The organism is Pseudomonas sp. CNPSo 3701 (assembly GCF_028674975.1).
GTDB classification, from domain to species: Bacteria; Pseudomonadota; Gammaproteobacteria; order Pseudomonadales; family Pseudomonadaceae; genus Aquipseudomonas; species Aquipseudomonas straminea.
Window position 1 is genome coordinate 113,893 of sequence record NZ_JAQZSI010000003.1, and the last position, 20,339, is coordinate 134,231.

At 63.0% G+C, this 20,339-nt stretch carries 20 protein-coding genes and 1 tRNA gene; 11 read left to right on the forward strand and 10 right to left on the reverse strand.

What is annotated here, in order from left to right:
• The first annotated feature begins 48 nt into the window (after window positions 1–48).
• From PVA39_RS09675 to PVA39_RS09690, 4 genes are all read left to right on the forward strand, one after another.
• Complete coding sequence (locus PVA39_RS09675) at window positions 49–171, forward strand: hypothetical protein (protein ID WP_256662704.1); 123 nt, start codon at window positions 49–51, stop codon at window positions 169–171.
• Entirely contained in the window at window positions 164–1,288 is a 1,125-nt protein-coding gene (locus tag PVA39_RS09680; RefSeq protein ID WP_274123897.1) for a beta-ketoacyl-ACP synthase III, read from the forward strand. Before PVA39_RS09675 ends, PVA39_RS09680 begins: the two co-directional genes overlap by 8 nt.
• Window positions 1,289–1,549: 261 nt before the next feature.
• The gene (locus PVA39_RS09685) at window positions 1,550–2,869 is read left to right on the forward strand and encodes an OprO/OprP family phosphate-selective porin (protein WP_274123898.1); all 1,320 of its coding nucleotides are present in this window, start codon (window positions 1,550–1,552) and stop codon (window positions 2,867–2,869) included.
• Window positions 2,870–2,967: 98 nt separating this feature from the next.
• Entirely contained in the window at window positions 2,968–4,092 is a 1,125-nt protein-coding gene (locus PVA39_RS09690; protein WP_274123899.1) for a GNAT family N-acetyltransferase, read from the forward strand.
• A 57-nt stretch (window positions 4,093–4,149) separates the two neighbouring features.
• Here the strand turns inward: PVA39_RS09690 and PVA39_RS09695 are convergent, their stop codons facing one another.
• From PVA39_RS09695 to PVA39_RS09715, 5 genes are all read right to left on the reverse strand, one after another.
• Window positions 4,150–4,413 (reverse strand): DUF2790 domain-containing protein, encoded by a 264-nt coding sequence (locus PVA39_RS09695; protein WP_093501937.1) that lies wholly within the window; start codon window positions 4,411–4,413, stop codon window positions 4,150–4,152.
• A 185-nt stretch (window positions 4,414–4,598) separates the two neighbouring features.
• Window positions 4,599–6,434, reverse strand: coding sequence for an ABC transporter ATP-binding protein (locus PVA39_RS09700; RefSeq protein ID WP_274123900.1), 1,836 nt, complete (start codon window positions 6,432–6,434; stop codon window positions 4,599–4,601).
• A 118-nt stretch (window positions 6,435–6,552) separates the two neighbouring features.
• Window positions 6,553–7,107 carry a peptidylprolyl isomerase gene (locus tag PVA39_RS09705; RefSeq protein WP_027910300.1) on the reverse strand — a complete coding sequence of 185 codons (555 nt, stop codon included), beginning with the start codon at window positions 7,105–7,107 and terminating at the stop codon, window positions 6,553–6,555.
• A 5-nt stretch (window positions 7,108–7,112) separates the two neighbouring features.
• Entirely contained in the window at window positions 7,113–7,925 is an 813-nt protein-coding gene (locus PVA39_RS09710) for an alpha/beta fold hydrolase (RefSeq protein ID WP_274123901.1), read from the reverse strand.
• A gap of 4 nt (window positions 7,926–7,929) precedes the next feature.
• Window positions 7,930–8,847 (reverse strand): LysR family transcriptional regulator, encoded by a 918-nt coding sequence (locus PVA39_RS09715; protein ID WP_274123902.1) that lies wholly within the window; start codon window positions 8,845–8,847, stop codon window positions 7,930–7,932.
• 75 nt (window positions 8,848–8,922) lie between these two features.
• On the opposite strand from PVA39_RS09715, the gene PVA39_RS09720 reads away from it, so the two are divergent.
• From PVA39_RS09720 to PVA39_RS09730, 3 genes are all read left to right on the forward strand, one after another.
• Window positions 8,923–9,237, forward strand: a complete 315-nt coding sequence (locus tag PVA39_RS09720; RefSeq protein ID WP_093501929.1) for a 3-phosphoglycerate kinase — start codon at window positions 8,923–8,925, stop codon at window positions 9,235–9,237.
• A 261-nt stretch (window positions 9,238–9,498) separates the two neighbouring features.
• Complete coding sequence (gene rarD / locus PVA39_RS09725) at window positions 9,499–10,401, forward strand: EamA family transporter RarD (protein ID WP_274123903.1); 903 nt, start codon at window positions 9,499–9,501, stop codon at window positions 10,399–10,401.
• 96 nt (window positions 10,402–10,497) lie between these two features.
• Window positions 10,498–11,847, forward strand: a complete 1,350-nt coding sequence (locus tag PVA39_RS09730; RefSeq protein ID WP_274123904.1) for a DEAD/DEAH box helicase — start codon at window positions 10,498–10,500, stop codon at window positions 11,845–11,847.
• 38 nt (window positions 11,848–11,885) lie between these two features.
• Here the strand turns inward: PVA39_RS09730 and PVA39_RS09735 are convergent, their stop codons facing one another.
• Entirely contained in the window at window positions 11,886–12,173 is a 288-nt protein-coding gene (locus tag PVA39_RS09735) for a hypothetical protein (protein ID WP_274123905.1), read from the reverse strand.
• An 80-nt stretch (window positions 12,174–12,253) separates the two neighbouring features.
• Complete coding sequence (locus PVA39_RS09740) at window positions 12,254–14,023, reverse strand: S8/S53 family peptidase (RefSeq protein WP_274123906.1); 1,770 nt, start codon at window positions 14,021–14,023, stop codon at window positions 12,254–12,256.
• Between the two features lie 152 nt (window positions 14,024–14,175).
• Here PVA39_RS09740 and PVA39_RS09745 point away from each other — a divergent pair, with 152 nt between their 5' ends.
• Together PVA39_RS09745 and PVA39_RS09750 are read left to right on the forward strand one after the other, a co-directional pair.
• Complete coding sequence (locus PVA39_RS09745) at window positions 14,176–14,583, forward strand: hypothetical protein (protein WP_027906255.1); 408 nt, start codon at window positions 14,176–14,178, stop codon at window positions 14,581–14,583.
• Between the two features lie 92 nt (window positions 14,584–14,675).
• A complete protein-coding gene (locus PVA39_RS09750; protein WP_274123907.1) occupies window positions 14,676–15,395 on the forward strand; it encodes a substrate-binding periplasmic protein in 720 nt (239 codons plus the stop codon).
• A gap of 9 nt (window positions 15,396–15,404) precedes the next feature.
• Here PVA39_RS09750 and PVA39_RS09755 read toward each other — a convergent pair whose 3' ends face one another.
• Window positions 15,405–17,615, reverse strand: a complete 2,211-nt coding sequence (locus tag PVA39_RS09755) for an LTA synthase family protein (protein ID WP_274123908.1) — start codon at window positions 17,613–17,615, stop codon at window positions 15,405–15,407.
• A gap of 235 nt (window positions 17,616–17,850) precedes the next feature.
• Entirely contained in the window at window positions 17,851–18,042 is a 192-nt protein-coding gene (locus tag PVA39_RS09760; RefSeq protein WP_013792078.1) for a hypothetical protein, read from the reverse strand.
• A 156-nt stretch (window positions 18,043–18,198) separates the two neighbouring features.
• On the opposite strand from PVA39_RS09760, the gene PVA39_RS09765 reads away from it, so the two are divergent.
• Both PVA39_RS09765 and PVA39_RS09770 read left to right on the forward strand, forming a co-directional pair.
• Complete coding sequence (locus tag PVA39_RS09765) at window positions 18,199–19,038, forward strand: CvfB family protein (RefSeq protein ID WP_274123909.1); 840 nt, start codon at window positions 18,199–18,201, stop codon at window positions 19,036–19,038.
• A 67-nt stretch (window positions 19,039–19,105) separates the two neighbouring features.
• Window positions 19,106–19,181: transfer RNA gene (locus tag PVA39_RS09770), tRNA-Thr, on the forward strand.
• Window positions 19,182–19,565: 384 nt separating this feature from the next.
• Here PVA39_RS09770 and PVA39_RS09775 read toward each other — a convergent pair.
• Window positions 19,566–20,246, reverse strand: a complete 681-nt coding sequence (locus PVA39_RS09775) for a DsbA family protein (RefSeq protein WP_274123910.1) — start codon at window positions 20,244–20,246, stop codon at window positions 19,566–19,568.
• Window positions 20,247–20,339 lie beyond the last annotated feature (93 nt).

Sequence of the window (20,339 nt, forward strand, 5' to 3'; positions counted from 1 at the left end):
CGGCCTCCTTAGCTGCGTGCAGACGAAAACGCGGTGCCTGTGGCACACTTGAAAACCAGTGAATACGGGTTGTGCAGCGACGAGCAGCGCCAGACCGTGCTCGAGTACCGACGGCGCCTTGCCGCGGTCTGCCAGGCCATCGCCAACAACAAGAGGAAGCAGCGTGCATAACGTCGTCATCAGCGGTACGGGCCTTTATACCCCGGCCAACAGCATCTCCAACGACGAGTTGGTGGCGTCCTTCAATGCCTATGTGCAGCAGTTCAACGCGGACCACGCCGAGGCCATTGAGCGTGGCGAAGTCGAGGCACTGAGCGAGTCGAACAGCGCCTTTATCGAGAAGGCTTCGGGCATCAAGAGTCGTTTCGTGATCGACAAGCAGGGCATCCTCGATCCCAAGCGCATGGTGCCGTTCATCCCCGAGCGCGATAACGAGCAGTGGGGCATCCTCTGTGAGATGTCGGTGGCAGCCGCCAAGGAGGCGCTGGCCCGCGCGGGCAAGACGGCGGCGGATATCGACGGGGTGATCGTCGCCTGTTCCAACCTGCAGCGTGCCTATCCGGCCGTAGCCATCGAAGTGCAGGCGGCGCTGGGTATCCAGGGCTTCGGCTTCGACATGAACGTGGCGTGCTCGTCGGCGACCTTCGGCATCCAGGCGGCGGCCAACAGCATCCAGCTCGGCCAGGCTCGGGCGATCCTGATGGTCAACCCAGAAATCTGCACCGGGCACCTGAATTTCCGTGACCGCGACAGCCATTTCATCTTTGGTGATGCGGCTACCGCGGTGATTCTGGAACGCGCGGATCTGGCGACTTCCAAGCATCAATTCGACGTGGTCGGCACCAAGCTGCTGACCCAGTTCTCCAACAACATCCGCAACAACTTCGGCTTCTTGAATCGTGCCGCCGAGGAAAGCGCTCAGACGTCCCGCGACAAGCTGTTCGTGCAGGAAGGGCGCAAGGTGTTCAAGGAAGTCTGCCCGATGGTGGCCGAGCTGATCGCCGCCCACCTGCAGGAGAATGGCCTGAATGTGGCGGACGTGAAGCGCTTCTGGCTGCACCAGGCCAACCTCAACATGAACCAGCTGATCGCCCGTAAGCTGCTCGGCCGCGACCCGGAAGCCCACGAGGCGCCGGTGATCCTCGACACTTACGCCAACACCAGTTCGGCGGGTTCCGTGATTGCTCTGCACAAGCATCAGGACGATCTGCCGGCCGGCTCACTCGGTGTGCTCAGCTCATTCGGCGCCGGCTATTCCATCGGCAGCGTGATTCTGCGCAAGCACTGATCGTACAAAGGCGGCACGCAAGGTGCCGCCTGTTTCACTCCCGCAACCCCTCTAGTACGCCCTATACAGCCGATTCAGCTACTCGGCTGAGTGCTTCGCTGTCAAGCGTTATGCTTAAAGGGATTAAAAAGTTCCCTTGTCATCAAATATTTATATATCAGCAACTGCGCTGAAATAACCCGCCGCGAAGATTCCCTCAGCACGAACGAGCCCACAGCTCGGGTGTTTTCCAGCACTTAAGTTCAATTAGGGGAATTCTCGATGATCCGCAAGCACTTCGCCGGTTTCGCAGCCAGCGCCCTGGCTCTGGCCGTTTCCGCCCAGGCTTTCGCCGGCACCGTCACCACCGACGGCGCTGACATCGTGGTTAAAACCAAAGGCGGCCTTGAGGTTGCGACGACCGACAAGGAGTTCAGCTTCAAGGTTGGTGGTCGGTTGCAGGCCGATTACAGCACTTTCGACGGCTTCTACACCGTCAACGGCAACAACGCTGATGCAGGCTATTTCCGCCGCGCCTTCCTGGAAATTGGCGGTGTGCTCTATACCGACTGGGCCTATCAGCTGAACTATGACTTCTCGCACAACGCCGGTGGCGACAACCGTTCCGAAGATGGCTACTTCGACGAAGCGTCGCTGGCCTACAACGGCTTCAAGCCACTGTCGATCAAGGTGGGCCGCTTCGACCCGGAATTCGGTCTGGAAAAAGCCACCAGCTCCAAGTGGGTAACCGCCCCTGAGCGTACCGCGGCCTACGATCTGGTCGATTGGGCCAACAGCCACAACGGCGGCATGGGCATCCAGGTTTCCGGCACCGCTGGCGATACGCTGTACGGCTCCGCAGGCTTCTTCGCCAAGGACGCCACCAACGCCGACAAGGATGGCGACAGCACCAAGCAGTTCAACCTGCGCGGTGTGTTTGCTCCGCTGCACGAGACTGGCAACGTGCTGCACCTGGGCCTGAACTTCGCCCAGCGTGATCTCTCCGATACCGCTTTCGATGGCCGCATCCGCAGCCGCCTGGGTATGCGCGGTGTGAGCACCGACGGTGGCCAGGACGCCGGCACCAACGGCAACCGTCTGCTGCTGGGCGGCGCCAACAACCTGCCGGTCGGTTCCTACGACACCGACCGCGCCATGGGCCTGGAAGCTGCCTGGGCGATGGGCCCGCTGTCCGTCCAGGGTGAATACATCACCCGCAAGATGAAAGCCGATGCCGACACCCGTGAAGACATCAAGGCCAAGGGTTATTACGGTCAGGTCGCCTACACCCTGACCGGCGAAGCCCGCGCCTACAAGCTCGGCAAGTTCGACGCCATCAAGCCGGCCAACAAGTCCATCGGTGCCTGGGAGCTGTTCTACCGCTATGACCACATCGCCGTCGAGGACGACACCGTGGGTATCGATCCGACCGACGACGTGACCGGCAAGGTGCATAACCTGGGTGTGAACTGGTACGCCAACGAAGCAGTGAAGGTCAGCGCCACCTACATCAAGGCCAAGGTCGACAATCAGGTCAACTCGGTTGCAGCCGATGACGACAGCGGTGACGGCGTGGTACTGCGCGCCCAATACGTGTTCTAAGCAACACCCTGCAAACGTGGTACTCCTTTGAACCCCGCCTCAGGCGGGGTTTTTTTATTGGCGATATAGTGTGCGCTGTTTGCCCGTGGATACAGCCGATGCCCGTCTACAGCCTGCACGCCCTCAAGGATCTCGACTCCGTCACTTGGGACGGCCTGCTCAGCGAACCCCAGCCGTTCCTGCGCCATGCCTTTCTCAGCACTCTCGAAGAAAGCGGCAGCATAGGCGGGCGCAGCGGCTGGCAGGCCGCCCACCAGGTGTTGCTCGATGGCGACGGTCGGCCGCTGGCAGCGCTGCCGGCCTACGTCAAATACCACTCCCAGGGCGAGTACGTGTTCGATCACGGCTGGGCCGACGCCTGCCGCCGCGCCGGTATCGGCTACTACCCGAAGCTGTTGGGCGCCATTCCCTTTTCACCGGTAACCGGCCAGCGCTTGCTGGGCACGCCTGAGGCAGCCGGGCAGTTGCTCGATGGCGTCACGGCAACGCTGGAGGAGCAGGGGCTTTCCAGCCTGCATGTGAATTTCACCGATGCGGCGAGCGATGCAGTGATGCAGACGCGTGATGGCTGGATGCAGCGCCTGGGCTGCCAGTTTCACTGGCACAACCGCGGCTATCGGGATTTTCAGGATTTTCTCGATACCTTGAGTTCGCGCAAGCGCAAGCAGATGCGCAAGGAGCGCGAGCAGGTGGCGGGGCAGGGCATCGCCTTCGATTGGCGCGAAGGGCATCAGCTGAGTGAAGCGCAATGGGATTTCGTCTACCACTGCTACGCCAATACCTACCATGTGCGTGGACAGCGGCCGTACCTGACCCGCGATTTCTTCAGTCTGCTGGCCGAGCGCATGCCCGAGGCGATCCGCGTGGTATTGGCCTGCCGCGGCTCACAACCAGTGGCCATGGCCTTCAGCCTGCTGGGCGGAGAAAGCCTGTATGGGCGTTACTGGGGATGTCTGGCCGAGTTCGACCGGCTGCACTTCGAAACCTGTTTCTACCAGGGTATGGAGCAGGCGATTGCCCAAGGCCTGCAGCGCTTCGATGCCGGCGCCCAGGGCGAGCACAAGCTGATTCGCGGCTTCGAGCCGACCATCACCCATTCCTGGCACTACCTGGTGCACGAAGGTTTGCGTGATGCGGTGGCGGGTTTTCTGCAGGAGGAGCGTGAGGGCGTGCTGGCCTACGCCGAGCAGGCGAGGGGGATGCTGCCGTATCGGCAAGCCTGAGCTAGCGCAGCTGCGCGCTGCGGTCGCCCGCAGCGCGCTGGTGCTACAGAGGCTTGATCAGCCATCGTAACGGCCGCCCCATTCGAGAAAACTCATCTTGTGGGTTTCACCCTGGCTGTCTGTGTAGACCATGATCACCGGCACCACGCCGCTCTTGTCGGAAACGTCGGTGCGGTACAGCACTTTCTGCACGTCGACTTTCATGCCGTAGTGGTATTGCTCGGTCGGCAGGCCGGCACCTGGCTTGGGCTGGATATCGGCAGCGAACACGGCGGGAGCGAGACTGGAAAGCAGAGCGGTAATGGCGGTTGCAATTTTCATGATGGAGTCCTCGACGATTCGAAAACCGGCAACCGGATCGATTGGTTCGATTGCGTTGCCTGGTGGACTCATATGACCAGCAAAGCCAAAGCGGCGGAAATTGATGGTCTCGTTAGTAGGTATCATGAAAATTGATATTTGTTAGCTAGCTAACTAGTTTGCCTGCTGCTTGGCCCTGGTCGGTGTTAGTCGACGCCGACGAAGCCACCGGTCTGGTGCTGCCAAAGGCGCGCATACAATCCGCCACGGGCGATCAGCTCGGCGTGGGTGCCGGTCTCGATCACCTGGCCCTTGTCGATCACCACCAGGCGATCCATGCGCGCGATGGTCGACAGGCGATGGGCGATGGCGATCACCGTCTTGCCGTCCATCAGACTGTCCAGGCTTTCCTGAATCGCCGCTTCGACTTCCGAATCCAGCGCCGAGGTGGCTTCGTCGAGTACCAGGATCGGAGCGTCCTTGAGCAGCACGCGGGCAATGGCGATGCGCTGGCGCTGGCCGCCGGACAGCTTGACGCCGCGTTCGCCGACCTGGGCTTCGAAGCCCAGGCCGCCCTGGCTGTCGTCCAGGGTGGCGATAAAGCCATCGGCGCGGGCCTTGCGGGCCGCTGCCCAGAGTTCTTCGTCGCTGGCGTCGGGCTTGCCGTAGCGCAGGTTGTCGCGGATCGAGCGGTGCAGCAGGGAAGTGTCCTGGGTGACCACGCCGATGTTGGCGCGCAGGGTTTCCTGGCTGACTTCAGCGATGTTCTGGCCGTCGACGAGAATCTGCCCGCTCTCCAGGTCGTAGAGGCGCAGCAGTAGGTTGACCAGGGTCGACTTTCCGGCGCCGGACGGGCCGACCAGGCCGATCTTCTCGCCGGGGCGGATTTCGATATTCAGGCCGCTGATCACGCCGCCGCTCTTGCCGTAGTGAAAGTGCACGTCCTCGAAGCGCACGCCGCCTTGTTGCACCTGCAGCGGTTTGGCGTCCTCGCGGTCGAGTACATGGCGCGGCTGGACGATGGTCTGCATGCCGTCCTGCACGGTGCCGACGTTCTCGAAAATGCCGTTGACCACCCACATGATCCATTCGGCCATGTTGTTGATGCGGATCACCAGGCCCAGCGCCAGGGCGATGGCGCCGGTGCTGATCAGCGATTCGCTCCACAGCCACAGAGCCAGGGCGCCGGTGCCGACGATGAGCAGGCCGTTCAGGCAGGTGATCAGAAAGTCCAGGCTGGTGATGATGCGCGTCTGCTGGCGGAACTTGTCGAGCAGCTCCTGCATGGCATTGCGGGCGTAGCTTTCCTCTTCACGAGAGTGGGCGAACAGCTTGAGGGTGGCGACGTTGCTGTAGCCGTCCACAACCCGGCCCATGACCTTGGAGCGCGCTGCCGAGGCCGCCGCCGAACGTTCCTTGATGCGTGGCACGAAGTACCAGAGCGCTGCGCTGTAGCCGATTATCCACAGCGTCAACGGCACGATCAGGCGTACGTCCGCCTCGGCGAACAGGTACAGCGCACTGCCGGCGTAGACCACCACGTGCCACAGCGCGTCGATCACCTGCATGGCCGATTCGCGCAGCGACGGACCCGTCTGCATGACGCGCTGGGCGATACGCCCGGCGAAGTCGTTCTGGAAGAAATTCAGGCTCTGCTTGAGCACGTAGCGGTGGTTCTGCCAGCGAATCAGGTTGGTCAGCCCCGGGTTGATGGTCTGGTGTACCAGCAGGTTGTGCAGGCCGAATACCAGCGGGCGGATGACCAGCGCCACGACGGCCATCCACAGCAGCTCATTCTTGTGCTCGGCGAAGAAGGTGCGGGCATCGGCGGTGGCCTGGGCCATGTCGATCAGCTGGCCGAGAAAGCTGAACAGCGCCACTTCGATCACCGCTGCGAAGAAGCCGACGACCAGCAGCACCAGCACTGGCGGCCAGACCTGCTTCAGGTAATGGGCGTAGAAGCGCAGCATGCCGTCAGGCGGTGCCACGTCCGGGCTGGGCTTGAAGACGTCGATCAGGTGTTCGAAACGGCGAAACAACATGGCGTGCAGTCTGCTCTGGCGGAAAAGGAGGAATCAGGGCTGCTCGAGGCAGGCGCGCGGTGCGCAGGGGCGGACCCACGCGTGCTGGTGCGTGGGTTGCCTTAGAGGAGGAACGGTATTAGAGGCGCTTGGCGTCGAGAATCACCACCGGATCGACCGGCACGTTCTGCTGGCCGGCGCGGTTGGCGGTACGCACTTGGGCGATGCGGTCGACCACTTCCATACCGCGGGTGACCTTGCCGAACACCGCATAACCGAAGTCGCGCGAGCCGTGGTCGAGGAAGGCGTTGTCGGTGTGGTTGATGAAGAACTGGCTGGTGGCCGAGTCGCGGACTTGGGTACGGGCCATGGCCAGGGTGCCGCGCACGTTGTGCAGGCCGTTGTCGGCTTCGTTCTTGATCGGCGCCTGGGTCTGCTTCTGGCGCATGTTTTCATCGAAACCGCCGCCCTGCACCATGAAGCCCGGGATCACGCGGTGGAACACGGTGCCCTTGTAGAAGCCGCTGTCCACGTAGGCGAGGAAGTTCTGGGTGCTGATCGGCGCTTTCTGCTCATCGAGCTGCACTTCGATCTCGCCCAGGCTGGTGGTCAGCAGAACGGTGGGGTTCTCGGCCGCCATCAGATGAGCAGTGAACAGCAGCGAGCAGGCGGTGAGAGCGAGTTTCTTCAGCATCGGGTCTAGTCCTTGATTGAGGTGGCAGCAGTGTTTTCGACTTCCTGCATAAAGGCAAGCAGGCTGCGGTTGAAGCGTTCGGGCTGGTCGAGCGGCGTGGCATGGCGTGAGTCGTCGATCACCAGCAGGCGTGCGTCGGGCAGCTCGTCGACATAGGCTTGCTTCTGCGCGACCGGCGTGTAGTCACGGTCGGCGCTGATCACCAGAGTAGGACAGGTGATGCGGCCAAGACGTTCACGCACGCCCCAGCCGATGATGGCGTCGAGGCTGGCCAGGTAGGCGCGCTTGTCGTTGAGCGGCCAGCGCTCCTCGACCTTGCGGCGCAACTCGGCCTGCTCGGGTTTGGGAAACAGCAGGCGAGCCAGGGCCTTGGCAGTAGTTTCCAGCGGCAGCAGGCGAGCCAACGTCCAGCGCTTGGCGATTTGCAGGTAGTCAGCCGGCTTTTTCGCCTTCACCTCCGGCGCGCTGTTGACGATCGTCAGGCTGCGCAGCAACTGCGGCTGATCCACGCCCAGCTGGAAGCCGATCATGCCGCCCATGGAAATGCCGACCAGGTGTACGGGTGGCAGCTGCAGATGCTCGATCAGCGCCGCCACGTCGCCGGCGAAGTCGGCGATACGGTAGCGCTGGCGCGGTTTGTCGGAGCGCCCGTGGCCGCGAACGTCAAGGGCGATCACCCGGTGGTGAGCGGCGAGCGCGGGAATCTGCAGCTCCCAGTCCAGGGTACTGGAGCCCAGGCCGTGCACCAGCAGCACTGGCGATCCTGCGCCGTGCTCCTCGAAGTACAGCCGGCAGCCGCGGTACTCGAAAAAGGCCATCGCCTCAGGCCGGGGTAACGGGCGCGGCGTCGAGCGGGGCAGCGTCGAAGCGCTGGATCAGGTCGGTGAGAATCTGCGTGGCCGGGCCCAGGGCCTTGTCCTTGCTGGCGTAGAGAAAGAACACCGGCTTGCGGTTACCGCCCTTGTCCAGCGGCAGCGGCTTGAGCAGGCCGTCCTTGAGTTCGCGCTCGATCATGTGCCGCGGCAGCCAGGCGAACCCCAGGCCGTTGCCCACGAAGGTCGCTGCGGTGGCCAGGCTGCCCACCGTCCAGCGCTGCTCGGCGCCCAGCCAGCCCATATCGCGAGGCTGGTGGCGCCCCGAGTCGCGGATCACCACCTGCATCTGGGTTTCCAGGTCCTGGAAGTTGAGGCCGCGCTGCAGGCGATGCAGCGGGTGATCCGGATGGGCCACGGCGATGAATTCCACCGGGCTCATCTCCGAGCCGAGAAAACCGGGAATGTTGTAGGCACTGATCGCGAGATCCGCGACACCTTCCTTGAGTACTTCCTCGACGCCGGACAGCACCTCTTCGCGCAGGCGCACGCGGCAACCGCGGCTTTGCGGCATGAAGGCGGTCAGCGCACGAACCAGGCGGGCGCTGGGGTAGGCGGCATCGACCACCAGGCGTACCTCGGCTTCCCAGCCCTGCTCCATGTGGTGGGCCAGGTCCTCCAGCTGGCTGGCCTGCTTGACCAGCTGCCGAGAGCGGCGCAGCAGCACGTCACCGGCCTCGGTGAGCACCGCCTTGCGGCCGTCGATACGCAGTAGCGGCACGCCCAGCTGCTCCTGCATGCGCGCCACGGTGTAGCTCACCGAGGATTGCGAACGGTGCAGCATCTCGGCGGCCTGGGCGAAGCCGCCGTTGTCGACCACCGCCTGCAGGGTGCGCCACTGATCGAGGGTTACGCGTGGAGCCTTCATTTCTTCTCCTTCACAGGCGGCTGTGCACGGGCAGGGCGCAGCCTCTAGACTGTCGGCTCACCTCGGAGGCTGGCCATGAAAAAATTCTGTTGCGCGCTGATCGTCTGCTTGCCGCTGGCAGCGCAGGCTTATCCCATCGAACTGGAGAAGCAGTTCAACGGCGCCGAAATCTCGGCGAGCACCCAGGAAATCGATCACAACATGGCGGCCGTTCTGGTGCAGAACTACGGCTCGCAGGCCGCCTCCTGCAAGGCGGTGTTTCGCAACGGCCCCGAGGCGCCGCGCACCCGCAGCACCAACCTGGCGGCGGGACAGAGCGGCAACCTCACGGTGAAGTTCGCCCGCAGCATCATTCGCCTGCGTGTGGATCTGACCTGCCAGCCTCAATAGGTCGATCAGACTAGGGTCAGCCAGCCGACAAATCAACTTCCTCGATAGGTATGGGCGAATAGCCCTATCTTTTGATCGGATATCGATCACGCGCGCCTCGCCCTAGCCGCTCCGGATTGTTTGTCCATCGGTGACCCGTTATGGTGCGCCGCCCGTTCGACAGCGGCACTCGCGTATCCGCCTGCGCCGCCGCCACGGCAATCGCGCAGCTGCCTGATAGGCTAAGCGGCGCGGGCGACTTTTCCCTTCTCGAGGTGCGCGATGACGCTTTCCGGACCCGGCGTGCTGTTCTCTGTCAGCGCCTCGATCCTGTTCGCCCTGATCCCGGGCTACGTGCAGATGCTCACGCCGCTGGACGGCTTTCAGGTGTTCGCCCAGCGCGTGCTCTGGTCGATTCCGGCCGTTTTGCTGCTGCTTACGCTGCTGCGCCAGTGGCCGTTGCTGCTCACCGCCTTGCAGCGCTTGCGCCGCGAGCCGCTGCTGCTGGCCGCACTGCCGGTGGGCGCCGCGCTGATCGGCCTGCAGTGGTTCATGTTCGTCTGGGCGCCGTTGACCGGACATATGCTTGATGTCTCCCTGGGTTACTTCCTGCTACCGCTGGCCATGGTGCTGGTCGGTCGGGTGTTTTACGGCGAGCGTCTGCGTCCGCTGCAGAAGATCGCCGTGGCCTGCGCTTTCGCCGGCGTGCTGCACGAGCTGTGGCAAGCTCAGGCATTTTCCTGGGTCACCCTGGTCACCGCCCTTGGCTATCCGCCTTACTTCATGCTGCGCCGCTGGATGCGCCTGGACGCGTTGCCGGGCCTGGTACTGGAAATGCTGGTGATGGCGCCCTTGGCCATCTGGCTGATCGTCCACTGGGCGCCGGCCGGCATGTTCGCCGAGTACCCGCGCCTGTGGTGGATGGTGCCGGGCATGGCGCTGCTCGGCACCATCGCCCTGGCGCTGATGATGGCCTCGTCGCGCCTGCTGCCGCTTGGGCTGTTCGGCATTCTCAGCTATGTGGAGCCAGTGCTGCTGTTTATGTTCAGCCTGCTGTTCTTGGGCGAGCAGTTCGACCCGGATCAGTTCATGACCTACCTGCCGATCTGGGTGGCGGTGGTGCTGGTGGGTTGGGACAGCGGCCGTTTGCTGCTCAAGCAGCGGCGCATGCAGACCGCGGCCTGAGTGCTTTGCTATAACCATTCAGAGAAAGCATTCGGCCCCGCGGCGCGAACGCGGTAACCTATGCGGCTGATTTAGCATTTGCATCGAGGTTGCCCCGTGTTTGCCCAATTTGCCCTGCATGAACGCCTGCTCAAAGCCGTGGCCGAGCTCAACTTCACAGAGCCCACTCCGGTTCAGGCCGCTGCGATTCCCCCGGCGCTGGAAGGCAAGGACCTGCGGGTGATCGCCCAGACCGGCAGCGGCAAGACCGCTGCCTTCGTACTGCCGATGCTCAACCGCCTGCTTGGTGATGGCAGCTCCAAGGCGCGGGTCAGTGTGCGCGCACTGATCATGCTGCCGACCCGCGAGCTGGCCCAGCAGACGCTCAAGGAAGTCGAGCGCTTCGCCCAGTTCACCTTCCTCAAGGGCGGTTTGATCACCGGCGGCGAAGACTTCAAGGTGCAGGCCGCCATGCTGCGCAAGGTCGATATCGTCATCGGCACGCCAGGCCGGCTGATCGAGCATGCCAACGCCGGCAACCTGCTGTTCGATGACGTCGAGGTGCTGGTGCTCGATGAAGCCGACCGCATGCTCGACATGGGCTTCGCCGAAGACGTGCAGCGCCTGGCCGAAATGTGTAACCGCGAGCACCAGACCCTGCTGTTCTCCGCTACCAGCGGCGGCGCTGGCCTGCGCGAAGTGGTCGCCAAAGTGCTGCGCGAGCCCACGCACCTGCAGCTCAACCGCGTCAGCGAACTGGCCGAGGGCACCCGCCAGCAGATCATCACCGCCGACCACAACTACCACAAGGAACAGCTGGTCGAGTGGTTGCTTAGCAACGAGACCTACGACAAGGCGATCATCTTCACCAACACCCGTGTGCAGGCCGACCGCCTGTACGGCAAGCTGGTGGCCAAGGAATTCAAGACCTTCGTGCTGCACGGCGAGAAGGATCAGAAGGACCGCAAACTGGCCATCGACCGCCTGCGCCAGGGCGCCGTCAAGGTGCTGGTCGCCACTGACGTGGCGGCGCGCGGCCTGGATGTCGAGGGCCTGGATCTGGTGATTAACTTCGACATGCCGCGCTCCGGTGACGAATACGTACACCGCGTCGGCCGTACCGGCCGTGCCGGCAGCGAAGGTTTGGCTATCTCGCTGATCACCCACAGCGACTGGAACCTGATGTCGAGCATCGAGCGTTACCTCAAGCAGCGCTTCGAGAAACGCACCGTCAAGGAGCTCAAGGGCAGCTACCAGGGGCCGAAGAACCTCAAGGCATCCGGCAAGGCCGCGGGCACCAAGAAGAAAAAGGTCGACCCGAAAACCGGTAAGAAGATCGCCAAGAAGCCCGCGGCAAAGACGCCAGCCAAGCGTAATGCGGTGAACAAGCCGAAAAGCGATGCCGGCCTGGTAAGCCAGGACGGCCTGGCGCCTCTCAAGCGCAAGGCGCCGTCGACTGACGCTTGATGTTTTAGCGGGTCACCGGCAGCAACTGCCGGTGACCGTTATTGAACCTGTTCTTCAACCTCGCCGCCGATTTCTTCCAATTCCTGCAGGCGCTGATCGTAAGCATCGCAGTCGGTGGCGTGCTCGCCGCTGCTCTCCGGCTGCGCCTCTTTGAGTTCCTGGCGCAGCACCGCGGCGCGCTCTGGATCGCGTTGGGTGATTTCCTCGATCTTGGCCGCCAGTTCCTGCGCCTTGCCGGCCGCCTCTTCAGTGGTGCAAGCCTGCGCCTGCCCCATGCCATAAAGGGCCAGTGCCAGGCCGCAAAGTGGTGCTATGTGCTTGATCATGCTCGAATCCTCACGCCTTGGTATCCGAGCGGTTGAGTGCCTGCCAGCGCTGATGGTTCAGGGCTTCTACCCGGCGCCTACTACTTGTTATCCAGGCTTCTGACGGTCAGATCCAGAGCCTTCTGCATGTCCAGCCGGGCGGAGCGGCCGATGTCCTTGTCATTGAGATCGAAGCCGCGCTCCGACGGCAGGATCGGTGCGGTCAGGTCATCGGCATCGGTAGGCTCGAAGTCGAATTCTTCGCCGATGGTCATGGCGCTGCGGCGCAGCAGCATGCGCAGCTGGTCCGGGTGCAGCTGCGGGTTGATCGACATTAGCGACGCCACCACGCCGGCCACCAGCGGCGTTGCGTAGGAGGTGCCGCAATGCACGCTGCCCTGCTGGTTTTCCTCGGCGGTGGAGGCGCGTACGCAGGCCGCGGCGGTGATGTCCACCCGGGTGTCGACGTTCGATGAGCTGCGCCGTTTTACGTAGGCCGGGTCGTCCACGGCGACGTCCCGGTCGCTGCGTTGGTGGCCGCCGACCACGAACAACTGCTCGGTGACGAACGAGGAGGGCAGGCGGTAGTCATCGGCGCCGGAGAAAGAGGCACCGTTGCCGGCCGAGTTGACCACCACCACGTCCGGATGCTCGCGGCGCAGCCACAGGAAGAACTCCTCCAGCAGCTCTTCATAGCCGCTCATGGCAATACCGGAGCGCACCAGCGAGTCGATCTCGTCGCCGTTGATGTCCTTTGCGCCGATGCGGTGAATGCCCCAACTCCAGTTCAGCACACGTACGCCGTCTTCGACCAGATTGACCGAGGCGGCGACGTTGGCGGTGATGCCAGCGTCCGAGTTGCGGTCGACGATCACCTCGAAGCCCGGGCCGGCGCCATCCAGGCCGCGCAGGAAGCCGGTATTGCCACCGTCGTCCCAGCGCGCCGCCAGGATGCCGGCGACGGTGGAGCCGTGGCCGTCCGGCTTGTCGGCGTCGCGGCTGTACAGGCGGGTGTGAGGCGTGTTGCCCTGACGCTCGGCGGCGCCCAGGTAGTCCTTGAAATCCGGCGCGTCGAAGTCGACGTTGCGCTCGATCAGGCCGATGCGCACCGGCTTGGTGGCGATGGGCGAGCGTTTGGAGGGAATGCGCCGCTGGTAATAGTTGACCGCATCGACGAAGCGGTTGGCGGCCCATTCCTCCTCGTTCAATTGCTCGTCCTTGCTCTCGCCCGACGGCGATTCCTGCTCCTCGGCGGAGGATTCCTCGATCACCACGGCATCGACGCTCAGCTCGCTGCCCAGGCGCAGCACCATGGCGTCACGCTGGACCAGGTCCTCGGCCGGCAGGCGCAGCTGGTAAGTGTTGAGCGGTGCGATGGCGCCGACCACTTCGGCGCCGTATTTCTTGGCCAGCGCCTTGGCGGTATCCAAACCGTTGGCATCTTCCTCGATCACCACGCTGACCAGATCGACGTAGGTGTTCAGGCCGTCCATGTTCTTTGCAACTTCACCCGGTTTGGCGGCCACGACGTGGCTGCCGGCCATCGACAGCCACACGGGATTACTTTCCTGCTTACCCTGTTTCAGCCACAGCGGGCCGCTCTGGTAGTCCTTGCTGTCGAGGGTGATGCGCAAGCCGTCCTGACGCTTCACCGCGCTTTGCGGCAGGGGCTTGCCATCGAGCAGCACCTGCAACTGGCCGTCGGACACGCCACGTGCATTCAGGCAGAAGGTCTGGCGCTGGGTGTCGAGCACGTCCTCGCAACGATAGAGGTGCTTGAGCCGCAGCGGCTCGGCGGCCAATACCGAAGGCGCTATGCTCGCCACGAGCAGGGCACTGAAAACGGGGCGCAGCAGGGGCTGGCGAGGCATGGCGAGGTCCTTTGTACAGGGGCTTGGGCCTCAGACTGGCGGGCGCAGAGCTTGGTTCAGGCGACGTTCGGCGGATAACCCGAACCCTGTGCGCGGCGCTGGCGTCACAGCTCTACAGGCGCACAGGCGCCGATATGAACGGAGACCAAGCCATGACGATTCATCAGCACACCCACAACTGGGATCTAGTCGAACGCATGCTCCACGCGGTACAGAACGGCGCCGGCCAGCCATTCGTGCCGCGCCGCTGTGCCGAAGAACTGGCCGATGCCCTGCAGCAGGCCGGCAAGCCGGTCGACAACCTCGACTCGCTCAAGGCCCAGGCCGACGACTACGAGGCCATGCTGCTCGAAGGCGGTTTCATCTCCCCACGGCCAGAAAGCGATGGTGGCAATGGCGAGAATTTCGTGCTGACTCCGCGTGGCGCGCAATTGCTGAGCATGATCGACAGCACCTTTCCGGGCGAGCAGCACCCGCGCGAGGTGCTAGACCGCCACGGCCTGACGGCGCTGACGCCGTCGGTGTTCGACGGTCTGGCGCCGCGCGAGGCGCTGGTCTGATACCCAGCGACGCCCTGGCCGCGTAAACTGTTCGCTCACGGTCTGGCCTGCCAGGCCAAGGGAAGAGTCGGCGCGGCGAGGGCGTTTCTGGGATGAAGTGGTGGGCAATCGGACTGCTGCTGTTGGCGATCGACGCCACGGCTGAAGAGCTAAGGATCGGCTTTGGTACGCATAAACCGCCGTATATCTTCGAGGGCGAGCAACGAGGGCTGGAGTACGACATCGTGGTCGCCGCTGCCCGTGCCGGTGGCATGCAGGTCATTCCCTCCTATGCACCGCCGGAACGCTTGCACCGTGCCTACAGTCGTGGCGACCTCGATGGCATCGCCAGCACGCGCCTGCAAGGCGGAGTGAACAGCTTCTACACCCAGCCTTACATCAGTTATCAGCATGTGGCCATCGCGCTAAGCGCGCGCAATTATCGAATCGAGCATATCGCGGACTTGGGCAATTATTCGATTCGCGCCTTTCAGCGGGCGCGCATCGTGCTGGGCGATGAATTTCAGCGCATGGCCGAGGCCAACCCGCGGTATTACGAGGAGGCCCAGGAGATCGCCCGCAATCGCCTTCTGTACAGTGGCCGGGTCGACGTGGTGATTGGCGACCGGCGGGTGCTGCATTACTTCAATCGCGAGGTGTATCGCCAGGTGGATGTCAGCCAGCCGATCACCGAGTACCGGCTGTTCCCGCCGACTTCGTACCAGTTGGGCATGCGTGATCAGTCGGCGCGTGATCGCTTCGATCAGGGCCTGGCCGAGATTATCGCCAGCGGCGAATACGCACAGATCGAGCGCCGCTATGCGATGTACTGAGCCGCCCCGTCACTGAGTCAGTTCCTCGCTTTCCTCGTCGACCTTGGCGGCTAGCATCTCGCTCTCTATGGGGCGCGTTTCGACGCTGAAGTCGGTGATCTCGATGGAGCCCTTGCCTTCGCCCATCAGGTGGAAGGAGAACGCCTTGCGGGTATCCAGGTTGTCGAAGGCGAAGCTCACTTCTACCGGCTTGCCCTTTTTCAGGACGGGTATCTCCGGGACGTTGATCAGCACGTCGCGGTCGAACTCCTTGGTCTTCAGGCGCAGCGTGGCGCCTGCCGCGCTCATGTTCAGCGCATTGATCTTCAGGGTCACGCGGGTTTGGGTGCCCTTGGGTAGCTCCAGATACTGGGCTCCAATCAGGTTGTCGGCCCAGTCGTCGCCACGCGTCGGGCTCAGACGAATGCGCGCGTTGCTAGCGAACTGCAGCACCTGATTGTCCTGGCCATCGGTCAGTGAGCGATCCAGCAGCTCGGCACGCAGGCTCACCTGGCGCGCCGGCTTGCCGCTCACGCGGCCCAGATATGCGGCATCGGCAGCGATAAAGCCCGGGCTGGCGTAGCGCCGGCAAACCTGCTGGAAGTTGCATTCGGTCAGCGTGCCCTGGCCGTCGTGCTCACGCAGCAGGCCGTTGGTGTAGGAGATGATCTGGCGGCCCTGGTTGTAGTCGCGCAGCATCGAGCGCCCGGCGATGTTGGCCGGCAACGGCAGTGCCAGGTAGTCGAGCACCGAGGCGGTCAGGTCGATATGCCCGTACACACCGCGCTTGAGTGATGGCAACTGCGCCTGCTCGGGCGCCAGCATCAGATTGAAGCCCCAGGCCGAGGCCAGGCGCACGTTTTCGATGCCGTGGGATTCGTCCGAGGTGACCAGCACCAGGGTGTCGTCGAGCACGCCGCGTTTTTGCAGGCCATCGAGGAAGTCGCCCACTGCATCGTCCAGGTAGGCGATAGCCGCCTGTTTGGCACTGGCATGGCGTTCCAGATAGTCAGCCGGTGCGGAGTAGGGCTGGTGGGTGCCGACGGTCAGCAGGGTCAGCATCCACGGCGCTTTCTGCTTACGCAGGCCGTCGACGTAAGTCAGCGCGCCTTCGAAGTAGGCCTTGTCGTCCATGCCCCAGGCGAAGTCCAGGTACGGTGTGTTGCGGAACCAGTCACGGCCCAAGGTCTTGTCGAAACCCATGCGCGGCATGATCTGGTCCTTGGCCATGAAGCGCAGCCCGGCACCCTGCAGAAAATGCGTGCTGAAACCATTGTCACGCAGCTGGGCCGGCAGGCACTGGGCGGCCCGCTCGACATTGCCCAATAGCTCGATGCCCTTGGGTGTGCCCGAATTGAGCTTGTCATATTCGCCGCAAAGCATTGCGTACAGACCGCGAATGGTCTGGTGGGCGTGTAGCACGTAGTCGCTGGTCAGCATGCCGCGCTCGGCCCAGGCGCTCAGGCGTGGCATCAGATCTTCCTGATACGGGCTGCCGATGGCCCGACGGCTGGCGCCGATATAGGCACCGGGAATGCCTTCCAGGGTGATGATCAGCACGTTGCGCGCGCGGCCTGGCTCGCTGAGCAGCGGCGTGCCGTCCATGTCCAGGCGAGTCAGGCCGCTGGCATCCGGCGGGCTGTGGGGCTGGCCGCGGTTCATCCAGTCCTCCACGCCCAGCTGGGCCAGGCTGACGCCTTCGGCCAGCCATTTGTGTGGCAGATTGAATTGCACCCACTGGTCCGCTTCGCTGGGGCTGCGATATTGGTAAACGGCATGGGCGGCGAGCAACGCCACGGGTGCCAGCAGCCAGACAACTGACGGTTTGCGCATCGGCGGGCGCGCGGCGAGTAAGACAAAGAACGCAAGAACCGCAAGGATCAAGGCGCCAGCCAGCCAGGGATGGGTAAGGCCACCGCCCTGGGTCGAGTGGCTGAGAAATTGGGCGTCGGTCAGGTAATGCAGGTCCGCGAGCTCGGGCATGCGGCCAACGGCGCTGACGAGCTCGATGGTGCCCAGGTTGAAGACCACCCAGGCCACTGCCAGCGGAATGCCCAGGAGCAGCCGACGACGCAGCGCCAGCCACAGCAGCAGGCTGCCAATGGCCAGGTCGGAGAGGTAACCGAACGGGTGGGACCAGCCCAGCGAGTAGCGACCGAGCAGTGGCAACGCGATGAACAGGACAACCAGTACCAGCACGGTGCTGGCCGGTCGCTGCAGCCAGGGGCTGAGAAAACGCACGTATCTTCCTTAAAACAATGATCCACAGACGACAGCACTGCGTATCGGCTTAGACGAGCGATGACCTCAGTGCTGGAAAAGACGGTCATCATTTTGAAACATGCGTGTGCTCATCGCCAGCGACAAGCGCCGAAGATGGGAATTAAGTCGTTCAAATCATTGCCCAGGCGGGCGAGAGGCGGGACTGCCGACCTGGCGCCTGGGTGAAGGCGCTGCAGGTCGATACAGACGAAAATTACTTCTTGGAAATGGTGATGTGCCGGCTGGCCGGGCCATTGGTCTGGCCGCTGACGCCCTTGGCGATCTCCTGGATCTTGCCGCCGGACTTGAGGAACGCCGCTACCTGAGCGTCGATCGACTCGCTGGTTTCTACGGCAGGGGCGGGCTTGGGCTTGCTGTGGGATGCTTTGACGCGCATGACGGTCATAGGTGCCTACTCGATTCATCAAGATGGCCGCTCATTGTATCACCGCTGAGCGCTTCGCTGTTCATTCGATGACCAGTGGACGAACCGCTAGTTGCCGGTCGGGCTTCGCAGCGGCGAGTCGGGTACACTGCCGGCCTGAAAATAAGGGTAGGTACCATGGCTGTTATCGGACGTATGAATTCCTTGCAGGTCGTCAAGCACACCGACTTCGGTCTGTATCTGGACGGCGGGGCGGACGGCGAGATTCTGTTGCCCAAGCGCTACATCCCCAAGGATTCGCCGAGCGAGGTGGACGACTGGCTCAACGTGTTCGTCTACCTGGACAGCGAAGACAAGCTGATCGCCACCACCGACAAGCCCAAGGTGCAGGTCGGCGAGTTCGCCAGCCTCAAGGTCGTCGACATCAACCGCGTCGGCCTGTTTCTCGACTGGGGTCTGCCCAAGGACCTGCTGCTGCCTCATTCGGAAGAAAAGCGCCCGCTGCAGATCGGCGACTACTGCGTGGTGCACGTGTTCGTCGACAAGCGCAGCCGCCGCATCACCGCCACTGCGCGCCTTGACCGTTACCTGGACAAGGTGCCGGCCACCTACCAGGCCGGTGAAGAGGTCGACCTGCTGGTGGTCGATTCCACCGACATGGGCTTCAAGGCGATCATCAACGGCAAGCACTGGGGCCTGATCCACAAGAACGAAGTGATCGGCTTCATGCGCAGCGGTATCCGCCAGCCCGGCTACATCAAGGAGATGCGCAGCGACGGCAAGATCAGCCTCAGCCTGCAGCCGGTCGGCCAGCAAGTCGCCGACACCCTTGGCGAACAGATCCTGCAGCGCCTGCGCGACAACGGCGGTGTACTGGAGCTGAGCGACAAGAGCGCGCCGGAGCGCATCAGCGCCATGTTCCGGGTCAGCAAGGGCAACTTCAAAAAGGCCATCGGCGGACTCTACAAGCAGGGCCTGATCCACATCCATGACGAGCGCATCGAACTGGTGAAATAGCCGTCACCGGCGCCCCAGCAAAAAGCACTTGAGCGCCGCGCAGTGCATGCCAATAATGCGAGCCCACGCCGGTGTAGCTCAGTCGGTAGAGCAGCGCACTCGTAACGCGAAGGTCGCAGGTTCGATTCCTGTCTCCGGCACCAGAAAATGAAAAAGGCCCGCACTTTGATGCGGGCCTTTTTCGTTCCTGGAGGTCGTCTAAGCCGATTCGGATCAGGTCACCGCTTCGCCAAGGCTCTGATGATGGTCGGTGATATCAGGAGCGCACGCCCAGCCGGTACGAGGTCGCTGCCAACGGGCACCCATGTATCTGATTGCTAGGTTGTGGTGAGCCTCAATTGCGAATACGCACTGACCGAGCAGCTGGTGCTATCGGGTTACCTGAAGAGCCTGTTCGAAAAGCAGTAGATCACCAACAATCGCAATGACGAGATCATCCATGTCGGCGCGTAGCGCAGACTCGGGCTGGTGTTCGACTACAGGCTGTAAGGTGAGCTGTGCCTGACTGGCCCGCGCCTTTGAGGCGCTCAGACCCCTTCGCTGCCGAGCAAAGCGCGCAATTCATCCAGCAAAAAACTCGGCCCCTGGTACAGCGCCTTGGTCGACAGTAAGTGAGTACGCTTCTCCACCCTTACCAGCAGTTGCGGCACGCCCTGGATGCCAAAGCGGCTCATCAGTGCCTGGGCGCTCTGGACACGCACATCGGTTTGCTGGGCAAGCTGATGGTCCGATGTCAGCTGCCGGGCCAGTTCCTCGCTGTCGCGCAGGTGGCCAGCTTCTGCAAGGATCTGAGTCGTCAGGCACGCGACGACCTCGGCTCTGGCGGTGTTTTCACCACGCACGTATCTGGCCAGCTGCAAATGCCTGAGCAACCGCGGCTCCATTGTCGGGTGGATCTGCCGAGCTGCCGTCAGGGCGCGGTTGATGGCAGTCGAGTCGAACGCCGTGGTGGTATCGGCCAGTACCTTGTCACGGTAGGCCGTGCTGAACAGCTCTCCGGTTGCCGCTTCGATGCGCTGATCATTGCTCCAGGCATGAGCTGCCCAACCAGCCGACATGGTGCGGGCTCCAGCACCGGAGAACAGGCCGCTGGGCAGCATATCCAGTTGGTCTGGCCAGCGCTCGGCCAGGGTAGCCAGCGACTGGGAACTGGCATAGCACCAGCCGCACAGCGGATCGAAGATGTACTGGAAATTGAACGATGCCATGGTCAGCTGTCCCGAGAAGAGTCGTCGCGGCACTCTACGGCTTAGGAGGGGCGTGATATAGGCTCCACAGGTTGCAGCTATGTTGCACAATCC